We start from the raw sequence: 14,743 nt of genomic DNA, 5'->3' as shown, positions 1-14,743 counted from the left end.
TCTCACGACATGAACTGGGCGGCGTTCTCCGCGAGCTCCAACAGTGGCTGCGGGAAGATCCCCGCCACGATGGTCACGACGGTGCAAACGGCGATCGACGACGTCGTCAGCACACTCGGCTTCACGACGTGGGGTGCGTCGACCGGCACGTCGGCGAAGAACATCGCGACGATGATCCGGATGTAGAAGTACGCGGCGATGGCGCTGCTGATGACGCCGATCACCACCAGCACCCCGCCTCCGGCGCCGGCGGATGCGGCGAAGACATCGAATTTGGCGATGAACCCGCTCGTCAACGGGATGCCCGCAAAAGCGAGCAAGAACATCGAGAACATCGCGCCGACAAGGGGATACCGTCGTCCGAGCCCGGCCCACTGGGCGATCTCGGTGGCCTCACGACCCGACAGATGCGGTCCGGAGACCCGGTCGGGCTCACGCACCACGGCCACCGTGGCGAAGGCCCCGAACGTCGAGAACGCATAGGCGGCCAGGTAGAACATGGTCGCGGCGAGCCCGGCAGCGTCGAAGGCGATGAGTCCCAACAGAATGAACCCGGCATGCGTGATCGACGAGTAGGCGAGCATTCGTTTGACGTCGGTCTGTGTCACCGCCATCACTGCGCCTGCCAGCATGGTGGCGATCGCGACTGCCCAGAGCGCAGGCTCCCAATCGTTCTTCAGGTCCGGGAAACCCACATAGAACACCCGCAGCAGGGCCCCGAACGCGGCGATCTTGGTGGCCGCCGCCATGAACGCCGTGACCGCGGTGGGGGCGCCCTGGTACACATCCGGGATCCACGAATGGAACGGCACCGCGCCGATCTTGAACATCAGGCCGACCGACAGCAGGCCCAGTGCGATCAGCGGGAGCGTCGTGTCGGTCCCCGGTGCACCCACGGACCTTCCGATCTCCGCGAGTTGCAGCGAGCCGGTCGCACCATAGGCGAAGGCGGCACCGAAGAGGAAGAAGGCCGACGAGAACGCTCCGAGGAGGAAGTACTTGAGCGACGCCTCCTGGGAGATCAGTCGCCGGCGACGTGCGAGACCGCACAGCAGATACAGAGGGAGGGAGAAGACCTCCAGCGCGATGAACATCGTGAGCAGGTCGCCGCACGCCGGGAAGAGCAGCATGCCGCCGACGGCGAGCAGGGTCAGGGGGAAGACCTCGGTGGTGATGGCACCCGCCCGGGTCGCCTCGAATTCGGCGTCGGTGTTGGGGACCGAGGCGCCCGACGGGGTGAACATATCGGTGTCGACCGAGTCAAGGGTGGCCCGCGCGGCGGCGCCGGGACCGTCGCTGACCCGTAGCGTGATCGCCGGCGCGGCGACCACCCGTTCGAGTCGTCGCTCGGCCATGAACGCGATCGCCAGGATCGAGATGAGCAACAGGAGGCCCTGCAGGAACAGGGTCGGACGGTCGATGACGACCGCACCCGACATCGCGACCTGGCCGTTGCCGCCGTCGCGTGTCTCGGCGACCGTGACGAGTACCAACGCCACGAACGCGGCCACCAGACCGCCGAGAGCGAGTGTCAGCTGCGTCGGGTAGCGAAACCGGCGGGGCGCGAACGCCTCCACCAGCACGCCGACGACGGCCACCCCGAAGACGATCAGCATCGGCGACAGCAGACCGTATTCCACGCCGGGGGTTTCGAAGGCCGGCGGGTCCACGGCGGCGAGATACTCGGAGGTCACTTCGGCACCCCTTCTGTCGGTACCCGATCCGTCGGCACCGCGACCGTGGGGCGCGGGTCCGGCTCGTGAATGGTGGTCATCGTGTGCGAGACCGCCGGATCGATGAGCTCGAGCAACGGTTTCGGATACACCCGAAGACCAGTAGCAGCGCGATCAACGGCGTCACCACCACCAGCTCCCGCCCGTGCAGATCACGCATCGACCGTGTCGCCGCGCCCGGCCCCTCCAACTGCTTCGCCGGGCCACCCATCATCCTCTGATAGAGCCACAACACGTAGATCGCGGACAGCACCAGCGCACTGGTCGCGATGATCGCGGCCACCGGGTATCGGGTGAATGTGCCGATGAGGACGAGGAACTCACTGATGAACGGCGAGAGCCCCGGCAGGGACAAGGTGGCGAGGCCTGCGACGAGGAACGTACCGGCCAGCATCGGGGCGATCTTCTGTACGCCCCCGTAGTCGGCGATGAGCCGGCTGCCGCGGCGTGACACCAGGAACCCGGCGATCAGGAACAGTGCGGCCGTGGAGATCCCGTGATTGACCATGTAGAGCGTCGAGCCGGTCTGTCCCTGCGTCGTGAGGGCGAAGATGCCCAGGATGATGAAGCCGAAATGCGAGATGGACGTATAGGCGATCAGCCTCATCACATCGGTCTGCCCGATCGCGAGAATCGCGCCGTAGACGATGCCGATCACCGCGAGCGCCGCGATGAGCGGCGCGAAATACCGTGCCGCGTCGGGGAACAGTTGCAGGCAGTAGCGCAGCATCGCAAAGGTGCCGACCTTGTCGACCACGGCCATCATCAGTACGGCACTGGCCGGGGTGGCCGCGACCGCGGCATCGGGAAGCCATGAATGGAACGGCCACAGCGGCGCTTTCACTGCGAACGCGAACATGAAACCGAGGAAGAGCAGCTTCAGCAGGCCGCCGCCGGCGTCGAGTTGTCCCGATGACACGGCATCGACGACGGCTCGCAGGTCGAAGGTGCCACCACCGTCGACGCCGAGACCCGACCGCGCGGTCACCACGTACAGACCGATCACCGCGGCCAGCATGATCAGGCCGCCGAACAGGTTGTACAGCAGGAACTTCACCGCTGCCCGGGACCGGCCGGTGCCGTTCGCCCCGGTGCCGAAGCCGCCGATGAGGAAGTACATCGGGATCAGCATCGCCTCGAAGAAGATGTAGAACAACAAGATGTCGAGGGCGACGAAGCTCATCAGCACCATGGCCTCGACCGCGAGCGTCAGCGCTACGTAGGTGTGTGGGCCCTTCTGGCGCCGACCCCCCGAATGATCCAGCGAGCCGGCATGATCCGCGTCGTTCCAACCGGCCAGGATCAGCAGCGGCAACAGCACCGCGGTGAGGAGTACCAGCACCAGACCGATGCCGTCGAGTCCGAGGGCGTATCGGGTTCCGAACGCCGGTATCCAACTGTGGTCCTCGACGAATTGGTAGCGCGCGCCGTCCGGCTCGAAGCCGATCGCGATTCCCAGCGCGACGGCGAAGACCGCGATCGAGACCACCAGCCCGAGCCATTTCGCGATGTCCGGCCGCGTGTTCGGGATCGCCAGCACCGCAACGGAACCGACCGCCGGGAGCAGCCACAGGATGCTCAGCCACGGCACGCTCACAGGACGTTCACCACCATCACCATCGCGACGATCAGGACGGCGCCGGCAAACATCGACAAGGCGTAGGACCGGACATACCCGTTCTGCCAGCCGCGTATTCGTTGCGACAGTGCGCCGATCGCACGACCGAGGCCTGTGGTGAGACCGTCCACACCGTCGTTCTCGACGAGCACGAGCCCGCGCGTCACTTCCTGGCCGGGTCGCATCAGCAGGTTCTCGTTGACCGCATCACCGTACAGATCGCGCCGTGCCGCCACGGTGAGCGCGGACACGTCCTCGGGTGCGACCTCCGGAACGGGACGAGTGGCGTACTGGCGCCAGGCGAGTCCGACCCCGAGCGCGACCACGGCGAGGATCGTCACCGTGACCACCCAGGTCGGTACCGCCAGCTCGTGGTGTTCCTCGCCGACCACCGGTTCGAGCCAGTGGACCAGCGAATCACCCCATGCCAGTAGCGCACCGGAGATCACCGAGCCGATCGCGATCAGGATCATCGGTACGGTCATGGTGCCGGGTGACTCGTGCGGATGCAGGTCCTGGCGCCAGCGTCGCTCACCGAAGAACGTCAACAGCATCACCCGCGTCATGTAGAAGGCGGTGATGCCGGCGCCCAGCAGCGCCGCACCGCCGAGCAGCCAACCGTCGGCGCCACCGGATGCGAACGCCGCCTCGATGATCGGGTCCTTCGAGAAGAATCCGGCAAACGGGGGCACGCCGATGATCGCGAGGTATCCGAGGCCGAAGGTCACGAACGTGATCGGCATGACGGTACGCAGACCGCCGAAGCGTCGCATGTCGGTCTCGTCGTTCATCCCGTGCATCACCGATCCGGCGCCGAGGAACAGTCCCGCCTTGAAGAACCCGTGGGTCAGCAGATGCATGATCGCGAACGCGTAACCGGCCGGGCCGAGTCCGGTGGCGAGGATCATGTAGCCGATTTGACTCATCGTCGACGCCGCCAGCGCCTTCTTGATGTCGTCCTTGGCGCAACCGATCACGGCGCCGAACAACAGGGTGACCGCACCGACCACGGTGACCCCGACCTGTGCTGCCGGGGCGAGGTCGAAGATCGGACCGGACCGTGCGATGAGGTACACGCCGGCGGTCACCATGGTGGCGGCATGGATGAGCGCCGACACCGGTGTCGGGCCCTCCATCGCGTCACCGAGCCACGATTGCAGCGGCACCTGCGCGGACTTTCCGCAGGCCGCCAGCAACAGCACGAAACCCAGTGCGGTGAGTACGTTCTGCCCGGCCTGGCCGGCGCCGGCGAACACGGTCTCGAAGGAGACCGCACCGAAGGTGGCGAACATGATCATCAACGCCACGGCAAGCCCGATGTCGCCGACCCGGTTGACCACGAACGCCTTCTTCGCGGCGGTGGCGGCCGTCGGCTTGTACTGCCAGAAGCCGATCAGCAGGTACGACGCCAGGCCAACGCCCTCCCATCCGAGGTAGAGCCCGAGGTAGTTGTCGGCCAACACCAGGATCAGCATGGCGGCCAGGAACAGATTGAGATAGGCGAAGAATCGCCGCCGGTCGGGGTCGTCGGCCATGTACCCGATCGAGTAGATGTGGATGAGCGATCCGACGCCCGTGATGAGCAGGACGAAGCACATCGACAACTGATCGAGCTGCAATCCGAAGTCCACGTGTAACTCACCGACCGGGACCCAGGAGAACAGTATTCGGTGGACCGCACGGTCATCGGTGGGCCGGCCGAGCATCCCGAAGAACATGACGAGACCGAGAACGAACGACGCGAGCGCCAGGCCCGTGCCCAGCAGATGTCCCCACCGGTCGGTGCGCCGGCCCGACAGCAGCAGGACCACCGCACCCAACAGGGGTAGTGCCGGCACCAGCCAGAGCAGATCCGCAGTCGCCTCAGTGCTCACCGTGCCTCCTTACCGCTTCAGCAGATCTGTGCCGTCGACCGAGGCCGACCGCCGCGACCGGAAGATGGTCATGATGATCGCCAGACCCACCACCACCTCGGCCGCTGCGACGACCATGGTGAAGAACGCGATGACCTGACCGTCCAACGACCCGTGCATCCGGGCGAAGGTGACGAATGCCAGGTTTGCCGCGTTGAGCATCAACTCGATACACATGAAGACCACGATCGCGTTGCGGCGCAGCAGTACCCCGGCGGCACCGATGCTGAACAGCAGTGCCGAGAGATACAGGTAGTTCTCGGGATTCATCGCCCCGCCTTCCCCGGCGTGCGGTGGATGCCGTGCCGCTCCGGCGGAGGCGGCGTGGGGGCCGGTCGCGGACGCAGTGTCGGGTTCACCGAAAGCTCCGACGGCGTGCCGTCGGGCAGCAGCGCGGGCACGTCGACCGCGTTGTGACGGGCGTACACCCCCGGACTCGGCATCGGCGTCATGTCCACGCCCTGGCGGAAGCGCTCCTCCGACAACTCGCGCTGACTCCGCCTCGGCCCGAAGCGTTCCCGGTGCGCCAGAACCATCGCACCGAGGGTCGCGGCGATCAGCAGCGCACCGGTGAGCTCGAAAGCCCACAGATAGCGGACGAAGATGAGCCGTGCGAGCGCCTCGATGTTGCCGTCGGAGGCGGTCGCGGGAATATTCGGCCCGGCCGTCGACGGCGCCCCCGCGAACACGGCCAACGACGCATTCGCGGTCGCCGCTATCAGCAGGACACCGAACCCGATTCCCAGGACGACTGCCGCGACACGCTGCCCGCGAAGGGTTTCCACCAACGAATCCGAGGAGTCGACGCCGATCAGCATCAGCACGAACAGGAACAGCATCATCACCGCGCCGGTGTAGACCACCACCTGGACGACTCCGAGGAACAGCGCACCCTGGGCAACGTAGAACACGGCGAGCACGATCATGGTGGTCGCCAGGAAGATGGCCGAGTACACGGCTTTGGTGGCGAACACGACCCCCAGTGCGCCGGCGACCGCGACCACGCCGAGCACCCAGAACTGTACGGCCTCACCCGTCGACGTCTGAACGATCTCGGCGGTCACTGTCGCTGTCACGAATCTTCCTTCGCGATGAGCTGACCGTCTTTCGACACCTCGCCCCGGTAGTAGTTCTCCTCGGTGGAACCGGGTGCCATGTCGTGGGGCGCCGGGGTTGCCCCGGGCTCCAATGGTGCAAGCAGGCGGTCCTTTTCGTAGATGAGGTCGGCCCGGTTGTCGTCGGCCATCTCGTAGTCGTTGGTCATGGTGAGGGCGCGGGTCGGACACGCCTCGATGCACAGGCCGCAACCGATGCAACGTAGGTAGTTGATCTGGTAGACGCGACCGTAGCGCTCCCCGGGCGAATAACGTTCGGTATCGGTGTTGTCGGCGCCTTCGACGTAGATGGCATCGGCGGGGCAGGCCCACGCGCACAGCTCGCAGCCGATGCACTTCTCCAGCCCGTCGGGATGCCGGTTGAGCTGATGCCGACCGTGATATCGAGGCGCCGTGGGCGTTTTCTCCTCGGGATACTGCTCGGTGATCGTCGGGGCGAACATCGACGAAAAGGTCACCCCGAGACCGCTGATCGGTTTGAGGAACTCAGGCATCGGTCGTCTCCTTCGCGGGGTCGGACGGAGGTTTCTGGACAGGCGCACTCGGAAGAACCTGTCCGGGCATCGGCGGGACCGGGAATCCGCCGGCCATCGGGTCGAAGGCTTCCTCCGCCGCTCGGGTAGCCCCTTGGCCCGCCGGTCGAGTAGCGGCGACGGAGGAGTCGCGTAGCGAGACCCGGGGCAGCCGCATCAGCCGCCAGATGGCGTAGCCGATCAGGGCGGTCACCACGAGGCCGGCGCCGGCCGACACCAGGGATCGGGCCAGATCATCGTCGTCGGACGTGCCGATCGCGGCTCGGATGACGGCCACCACCATCACCCACGTGAGCGAGATCGGGATCAGCACCTTCCAGCCGAGGTTCATGAACTGGTCGTAGCGCAGTCGCGGCAGGCTGGTCCGCAGCCAGATGAAGACGAACAGAAAGACCCAGACCTTGACGGTGAACCAGAGGATCGGCCACCAGCCGGAGTTGGCCCAGTCGAACATGCTGATCGGCCACGGCGCCTGCCAGCCGCCGAGGAACAGCGTGGTGGCCAACGCCGAGACGGTGACCATGTTGATGTACTCGGCCAGCATGAACATCGCGAACTTGAGCGACGAATACTCGGTGTGGAATCCACCGACGAGCTCGCCCTCGGCCTCGGGCAGGTCGAACGGCGCGCGATTGGTCTCGCCGACCATCGAGATCGCGTAGATCACGAACGACGGCAACAGCAGCAGGACGTACCAATGGTGTTCTTGCGCAGCCACGATGCCCGACGTCGACATCGTGGTCGCGTCGAGGAACACCGCGGCGAATGTCAGGCCCATCGCGATCTCGTAGGAGATCACCTGGGCCGTCGAACGCAGACCGCCGAGAAGCGGATACGTCGAGCCCGACGACCATCCGGCCAGCACGATGCCGTACACACCGACCGAGGTGATCGCGAGGACGTAGAGCACGCCCACCGGAAGATCGGTGAGCTGCAGGGGGGTCTGATGTCCGAACACCGACACCATCGGACCGAACGGGATGACTGCGAATGCCATGATCGCAGGAACCACCGCGATGATCGGCGCGAGCAGGTAGATCGGTTTGTCGACGCCCGACGGGATGATGCCTTCTTTGAGCGCGAGTTTCACGCCGTCGGCGAGACTCTGCAGCAGCCCGCGCGGCCCGACCCGGTTGGGCCCGATCCGGGTCTGCATCCGCGCCATGATCTTTCGCTCGATCAGGATGGCCGCGAGAGGGTTCGCGACGAGGAAGGCGAAGACGCCCACCGCCTTGAGCAGGATGAGCCACCAGGGATCATGGCCGAAGTCGGCGAGGGTGGGGAAGTTCATCCTGCCTCCCGAGTGGTGGCCGGAGCTATGACGATCACATCGCCCGCGCGCGCCCGTAGGTGCGGGTACACGCCCTTGCCCGGTGCGTTCATCGGTATCCAGACCACACCGTCGGCCATCTCCACGATCTCCAGGGGCAGCGTGATGGCGCCGCGATCGGTGCCCACCTCGACATCGTTCCCGGCGGTGGCACCGATACCGGCGGCCGTGGCCGGCGACATACGGGCGACCGGAGTACGCGCCGTGCCCGCGAGATGTGGTTCGCCGTCCTGCATTCGGCCGGCGTCGAGCAGCATCCGCCACGTGGCGAGCACCGCCCGACGGGTCTCGGTCCCACCCTGCCGGGGGATGGACCTCGACTCGACCGCGGGCATCGTGGGCCGCGTCCCCCGCCATGCCCCGATACGTTCGAGATCGCCTCGGATGGCGGTCGGGTCCTCGCACCGCAACGCCACCCCATCTGCGTGGCCAACGCATCGAGTACGCGGTGGTCCGAGAGTGTCCCGACCTCGGGGAGTGCCGTCATGAACGGCCGGGCACGTCCCTCCCAGTCGACGAACATGCCGGGCTTCTCCGCGGCCGCTGCCACCGGGAACACCACGTCCGCGTGCTCGGTGACCGCGCTGCGCCGCATCTCCAGGCTCACCACGAAGTCCGCCTCGGCCAGCGCCGCGGCGGCCGACGCGGGGTCCGGTAGGTCGTCGATCTCCACCCCGGCGACCACCAGAGCGGAGATCTCCTGACGCAGTGTCGCTTCCAGGATCGCCGCAGTGTCGCGACCGGGGACGCTGGGCAGATCGGCGACCTGCCACGCCAACGCGATCTCGGTTCGTGCGGACAGGTCCGCGACGGGACGACCACCCGGCAGCAGGTTGGGAGCCGCACCGACCTCGAGCGCACCGCGTTCCCCGGCGCGCCGGGGAATCCAGGCCAGCCGTGCGCCGGTGCGCTCGGCGAGCCGGACGGCGGCGGTGAGGCCGCCGGGAACGGACGCCAGCCGCTCGCCGACCACGATGACGGACCCCTCGGCGGAAACAGCGTCGGCGACGGCATCCGAATCGAGCACGGCCGGTTCATCTCCCGGCACGGTCGGTACGAGTGTACCGTTCAGCTTCGCGACCCCGGCGCTGCGAACGGCGGCGACCGCAGTGACCTGCTGGCCAGCGGTACGCACTGCCCGGCGCAGCCGTAAGAAGACGATCGGTGATTCCTCTTCGGGTTCGAACGCCACGAGCAGCACGGCCGGGGCGGCACCGAGCTCACGGTAGGTCACGTCGTCGGGCCGGGCCGCGATGTGGGTCGCGAGGAAGTCGGCTTCCTCGGCGCTGTGGTCGCGAGCGCGGAAGTCGATGTCGTTGGTGTCGAGGACAGTACGGGCGAAACGCGAGTACGCGTACGCGTCCTCCGCGGTCAGCCGGCCGCCGGTCAGCACCGCGGTCCGACCGCGGGCCGCGGCGAGCCCCTCGGCGGCGTGCCGCAGGGCGTGCGCCCACGAGACCTCGGCGAGTGTGCCGTCGGGCCTGCGGATCATCGGTCCGGTCAGCCGATCGTCGGCGGTGGCGTAGGCAAACGCCCACCGTCCCTTGTCGCAGTTCCATTCCTGATTGACGTCGGGGTCGTCTCCGGCCAGGCGCCGCAACACCTTTCCGCGACGATGATCGGTCCGTTGTGCGCAACCGCTGGCGCAGTGCTCGCAGACGCTGGGCGACGACACCAGGTCGAACGGGCGGGCCCGAAAGCGATAGGCGGTACTTGTCAGCGCGCCCACCGGGCAGATCTGCACCGTGTTGCCGGAGAAGTACGACTCGAACGGGTCGTCCTGGTAGATGGTGACCTGTTGCAGCGCTCCGCGATCGCCGAAGCCGATGAGCGGATCGCCTGCGACCTGCTCGGAGAATCGAGTGCAGCGCGCGCAGAGCACACATCTCTCCCGATCGAGCAGCACCTCCGACGACAACGGGACCGGCTTGGTGAAGGTTCGCTTCGCCCCGGTGAAGCGTGAGTCGTCGCGCCCCGACGACATCGCCTGGTTCTGTAGCGGGCATTCACCGCCCTTGTCGCAGACCGGGCAGTCGAGGGGATGGTTGATGAGCAGGAGTTCCATCACCCCGCGCTGGGCCTTCTCGGCTACCTCGGAGCTGCGCTGGGTGTGTACCACCATGCCGTCGGTGACCACCGTGGTGCACGAGGCGAGGGGCTTGCGTTGTCCCTCGACCTCCACGAGGCATTGGCGACAGGCGCCGACCGGATCCAGGAGCGGATGGTCGCAGAACCGCGGTATCTGCGTCCCGATCATCTCGGCGGCCCGGATCACGAGGGTGCCCGGTGGCACCGCGATCCCGACGCCGTCGATGGTCACCGACACGAGACCGGGCTTCTGCCCGGTGGTGGAGTCGTCTACCGCGGTCATCGCGCATCTCCTCCCGCAGTGGCCGATTCGGCGAACAGCGTCGACCGGTGATGATCGAACGAGCACCCGTCCTCCACATGGGCCAGATACTCGTCACGGAAATACTTGAGCGACGACACGATCGGGCTTCCGGCGCCGTCGCCCAACGCGCAGAAGGATTTCCCGACGATGGTGTTGGTGACGTCGGACAGGGTGTCGAGATCCTCCGGACGTCCGTCACCCGCCTCGAGGCGCCGTAACAACTGAACGAGCCAATATGTGCCCTCCCGGCAGGGTGTGCACTTTCCGCAGGATTCGTGAGCGTAGAACTCGGTCCACCGCAGCACGGCGCGCACCACACACGTCGTCTCGTCGAAGATCTGCAGTGCCTTGGTGCCGAGCATCGAACCGGCCTCGCCGACACCCTCGTAGTCGAGCGGCACATCGAGGTGTTCATCGGTGAGGATCGGAGTCGACGACCCGCCTGGTGTCCAGAACTTCAGTCGATGTCCCGACCGCACACCGCCGGCCCGATCCAGCAGTTCCCGCAACGTGATTCCCAGGGGTGCCTCGTACTGACCGGGGCGGGCGACATGGCCGGAGAGGGAGTACAGCGTGAAACCGGGCGACTTCTCGGTCCCCATCGCCCGGAACCAGTCGACACCGTTGCGGATGATCGGCGGCACACTGGCAATGGATTCGACGTTGTTGACCACCGTCGGACTCGCGTACAGACCGGCGACCGCCGGGAACGGCGGACGCAGGCGCGGCTGTCCGCGGCGGCCCTCCAGCGAGTCGAGCAGCGCCGTCTCCTCGCCGCAGATGTAAGCCCCGGCGCCGGCATGAACCACCAGGTCGAGATCGAATCCGGATCCGAGGATGTCGTGGCCGAGATAGCCTGCCGCCCCGGCCTCGTCGACGGCAGCGCGCATCCGGCGCAGCACCGATGCCACCTCGCCGCGCAGATAGATGAAGGCGTGCGACGCCCGGATCGCGTAGGCGGCGATGATCGCACCCTCGATCAACGAGTGTGGCGAGGACAGCATCAAGGGCATGTCCTTGCAGGTGCCCGGTTCGGACTCGTCGGCGTTGACCACCAGGTAGTGCGGAGGCGCCGCGGGATCGGCCGGCTGGTCGGGATCCTGCTGAGGAATGAACGACCATTTCATCCCGACCGGAAAACCCGCGCCGCCGCGGCCGCGCAGCCCGGACGCCTTGACCAGAGCGATGATGTCGTCGGGCGGGGTGGCGAGCGCCACCCTCAATGCGGCATAACCGTTGTGCGACTCGTAGTTCCGCAGTGTCCAGGAATCCGGCTCCGACCAGAACCGAGTGAGTACCGGTGGTCGGGCGGGCTCGGCGCCGTTCACGAGCTCATCGTGCGGCGACGTGCCGGTCATGTCCGCTCCTCCCTCTCGGGAAGCCCGGCGAGCAGCCGGGCGGTCTGCCGGAAGGAGCACACGGTGCCGGTACCACGGGCCGGCGTGAGAGGGACGCCCGCGCGCAGATCCTCGACCAGTTCCACACTGCTGGTTGGGGTCTGGTTGTCGAAGAACTCCCAGTTCACCATCACGACCGGCGCGAAATCGCATGCGGCGTTGCACTCGACGTGTTCGAGTGTGATCCGTCCGTCGGCCGACGTCTCGCCCGGAGAGATGCCGAGGTGGTCGGCGACGGCGGCCAGGATCTCGTCGCCGCCCATCACCGCGCACAGCGTGTTGGTGCAGACCCCGACGAGGTACTCGCCGGTCGGGGAGCGGCGGTACATCGAATAGAACGTGGCGACCGCGGACACTTCGGCCGTGGTCAGGTCCAGCTGGTCGGCGCAGAACCTGACGCCGGCCCGGGTGATTTGGCCGTCCTCGGATTGCACCAGATGGAGAAGGGGGAGCAGCGCCGACCGGGACCGCGGATAGCGGGCGATGATGTCGGCGGCGTCGGCGGCGAGTCGACGGCCGACATCGTCGGGATAACCGGCGGGACCGTCGAAACGGATCGTCGGGTGTGGCGCCGGTATCTCTGGCGGGACGCCGTCTGCAGGCGGCGCGGTCAAATCCACGAACACCGGATCGGTCATCGGTCAACCCCTCCCATCACCGGGTCGATGCTGGCGACGGCGGTGATCACGTCGGCGACCATGCCGCCTTCGCACATCGCCGCCACCGCTTGCAGATTGGTGAACGACGGGTCCCGGTAGTGCACCCGGTACGGTCGTGTGCCGCCGTCGCTGACCATGTGGACACCGAGTTCCCCGCGGGGGGACTCCACGGCGACGTAGCACTGTCCGGCAGGGACCCGCATGCCTTCGGTCACCAGCTTGAAGTGGTGGATCAGCGCCTCCATCGAGGTACCCATGATCTTCGCGATGTGCTCCGGCGAGTTGCCCAGACCGTCGGGTCCGAGGGCGAGGTCGGCGGGCCAGGCGAGCTTACGGTCGGCCACCATCACCGGACCCGGACGCAGGCGGTCGAGGCACTGTCGCACGATCCGTACCGACTCCTGCATCTCCTTGACCCGGATCAGGTAGCGCCCGTAGGAGTCGCAGGTGTTCTCGGTGATGACGTCGAACTCGTAATGCTCGTATCCGCAATAGGGTTGGGACTTGCGCAGGTCGTGCGGAAGGCCGGTCGACCGCAGCACCGGACCGGTGATCCCGAGCGCCATGCAGCCGGTGAGATCGAGGTAGCCGACCCCCTGGGTGCGGGCCTTCCAGATGTAGTTCTCGTTGAGCAGGTCCTCGAGTTCACCGAGGCGTGACGGCAGGACGTCGAGCAGTGCGGCGACCTTGTCCGTCGCATCGTCGGGGAGGTCCTGCGACACACCGCCGGGCCGGATGTAGGCATGGTTCATCCGCAGCCCGGTGATGTGCTCGAAGACGTCGAGAATCATCTCCCGTTCGCGGAAACCGAGGAACATCGCCGTCACCGCACCGAGTTCCATACCGCCGGTGGCCAGCGCGACGAGATGCGATGAGATGCGGTTGAGTTCCATCAGCATCACGCGGATCACACTGGCGCGCTCGGGGATGTCGTCGGTGATCCCGAGCAGACGCTCGACACCGAGGCAGTAGGCAGTCTCGTTGAAGAACGGGGAGAGGTAATCCATCCGGGTGACAAAGGTGACGCCCTGCGTCCAGGTCCGGTACTCCAGGTTCTTCTCGATCCCGGTGTGCAGGTAGCCGATTCCGCAGCGAGCCTCGGTGACGGTCTCGCCCTCGATCTCCAGGATCAGCCGCAGCACACCGTGTGTGGACGGGTGCTGGGGACCCATGTTGACGACGATGCGTTCGTCACCCGGTTGTGCCGCAGCCCGTTCCCGCACGGCGGTGACGATCTCGTCCCAGTCCTGGCCGGAGACGGTATACGTCTGGGTGGGGTGCACATCCGCGGGATGGTGGGTGGGAGTATTTCCGTGGCCGGTGGTGGTCATCAGCTGTAGGACCTCCGTTGATCGGGCGGTGCGATCCGGGTTCCCTTGTACTCCACCGGGACACCGCCGAGTGGGTAGTCCTTTCGCTGCGGGTGACCCTGCCAGTCGTCGGGCATCTGGATGCGGGTCAGCGACCGGTGGCCGTCGAAGACGATGCCGAAGAAGTCGTAGGTCTCGCGTTCGTGCCAATCGTCGGTCGGGTAGATGTCGGTGAGGCTCGGTATGTGCGGGTCGTCGTCGGCGACGGACACCTCGAGTCGGAGTCGCCGGTTGTGGGTGATGGAGGCCAGTGGATAGACCGCGTGGAGTTCACGGCCATGGTCGTCCGGGTAGTGAACCCCGTTGACGCCCAAGCACAATTCGAAGCGCAGCGTGTCCCTGTTCCGTACCGTCAGGGCGACGGCCCGGAGGTGATCGCGATGGACGTGCAGGGTCATCTCGTCGCGGAAGATCACCACCTTCTCGACGGCCTGCTGGTAGTCGGTCCCGGGTAGCTCCGCCAATCCGGCCTCGAGCTCGTCGGCAACCTCGTCGAAATAGCCGCCGTAGGGGCGGACGGAACTGCCCGGGAGCGTGACGGCTTGCACCAGTCCGCCGTAGCCCGAGGTGTCACCACTGCCGTGTACGCCGAACAGTCCGCGCCGCACACCGATCTGCTCGGGACCGGTCTGTTCGGCTCTGGTCATCTCGCCTGCGGTGCCGACGGTCTCCGGGCCGGCGGT

General features: G+C 66.6%; 8 protein-coding genes and 3 pseudogenes. All 11 read right to left on the bottom strand.

Annotated features, from left to right (window positions below; genetic code table 11):
* Nucleotides 1-2 precede the first annotated feature (2 nt).
* Nucleotides 3-1,694: an NADH-quinone oxidoreductase subunit NuoN gene (gene nuoN, locus GTV32_RS14430; protein ID WP_161060897.1), complete on the bottom strand. Its 1,692-nt coding sequence runs from the start codon at nt 1,692-1,694 to the stop codon at nt 3-5.
* Nucleotides 1,691-3,330, bottom strand: a pseudogene (locus GTV32_RS14425) (NADH-quinone oxidoreductase subunit M). The gene nuoN and the pseudogene GTV32_RS14425 overlap by 4 nt, the downstream one beginning before the upstream one ends.
* Nucleotides 3,327-5,225: an NADH-quinone oxidoreductase subunit L gene (nuoL, locus tag GTV32_RS14420; protein WP_161060896.1), complete on the bottom strand. Its 1,899-nt coding sequence runs from the start codon at nt 5,223-5,225 to the stop codon at nt 3,327-3,329. Before nuoL ends, GTV32_RS14425 begins: the two are co-directional and overlap by 4 nt.
* Nucleotides 5,226-5,234: 9 nt before the next feature.
* The gene (nuoK, locus tag GTV32_RS14415) at nt 5,235-5,534 is read right to left on the bottom strand and encodes an NADH-quinone oxidoreductase subunit NuoK (protein WP_161060895.1); all 300 of its coding nucleotides are present in this window, start codon (nt 5,532-5,534) and stop codon (nt 5,235-5,237) included.
* Nucleotides 5,531-6,340: an NADH-quinone oxidoreductase subunit J gene (locus GTV32_RS14410; protein ID WP_161060894.1), complete on the bottom strand. Its 810-nt coding sequence runs from the start codon at nt 6,338-6,340 to the stop codon at nt 5,531-5,533. The genes nuoK and GTV32_RS14410 overlap by 4 nt, the downstream gene beginning before the upstream one ends.
* Nucleotides 6,337-6,873 (bottom strand): NADH-quinone oxidoreductase subunit NuoI, encoded by a 537-nt coding sequence (nuoI, locus tag GTV32_RS14405; protein WP_161060893.1) that lies wholly within the window; start codon nt 6,871-6,873, stop codon nt 6,337-6,339. The genes GTV32_RS14410 and nuoI overlap by 4 nt, the downstream gene beginning before the upstream one ends.
* On the bottom strand, nt 6,866-8,203 hold the full coding sequence (nuoH, locus tag GTV32_RS14400) for an NADH-quinone oxidoreductase subunit NuoH (protein WP_161060892.1): 1,338 nt from the start codon (nt 8,201-8,203) through the stop codon (nt 6,866-6,868). The genes nuoI and nuoH overlap by 8 nt, the downstream gene beginning before the upstream one ends.
* Nucleotides 8,200-10,613: pseudogene (locus GTV32_RS14395) on the bottom strand (NADH-quinone oxidoreductase subunit G). Before GTV32_RS14395 ends, nuoH begins: the two are co-directional and overlap by 4 nt.
* Nucleotides 10,610-12,669: pseudogene (nuoF, locus tag GTV32_RS14390) on the bottom strand (NADH-quinone oxidoreductase subunit NuoF). The pseudogenes GTV32_RS14395 and nuoF overlap by 4 nt, the downstream one beginning before the upstream one ends.
* Nucleotides 12,666-14,021 (bottom strand): NADH dehydrogenase (quinone) subunit D, encoded by a 1,356-nt coding sequence (nuoD, locus tag GTV32_RS14385; protein WP_161060891.1) that lies wholly within the window; start codon nt 14,019-14,021, stop codon nt 12,666-12,668. The pseudogene nuoF and the gene nuoD overlap by 4 nt, the downstream one beginning before the upstream one ends.
* Complete coding sequence (locus tag GTV32_RS14380; protein ID WP_161060890.1) at nt 14,021-14,707, bottom strand: NADH-quinone oxidoreductase subunit C; 687 nt, start codon at nt 14,705-14,707, stop codon at nt 14,021-14,023. Before GTV32_RS14380 ends, nuoD begins: the two co-directional genes overlap by 1 nt.
* Nucleotides 14,708-14,743 lie beyond the last annotated feature (36 nt).

This window comes from Gordonia sp. SID5947 (assembly GCF_009862785.1).
Classification (GTDB): Bacteria; Actinomycetota; Actinomycetes; order Mycobacteriales; family Mycobacteriaceae; genus Gordonia.
This window is presented reverse-complemented; position numbering and strand designations above follow the sequence as displayed.

Bases quoted from the DNA above. Each gene is read 5' to 3' on its own strand.
- nuoK (WP_161060895.1), bottom strand. From the start codon at position 5,534: ATGAATCCCGAGAACTACCTGTATCTCTCGGCACTGCTGTTCAGCATC.
- nuoI (WP_161060893.1), bottom strand. From the start codon at position 6,873: ATGCCTGAGTTCCTCAAACCGATCAGCGGTCTCGGGGTGACCTTTTCG.
- nuoH (WP_161060892.1), bottom strand. From the start codon at position 8,203: ATGAACTTCCCCACCCTCGCCGACTTCGGCCATGATCCCTGGTGGCTC.
- nuoD (WP_161060891.1), bottom strand. From the start codon at position 14,021: ATGACCACCACCGGCCACGGAAATACTCCCACCCACCATCCCGCGGAT.
- GTV32_RS14380 (WP_161060890.1), bottom strand. From the start codon at position 14,707: ATGACCAGAGCCGAACAGACCGGTCCCGAGCAGATCGGTGTGCGGCGC.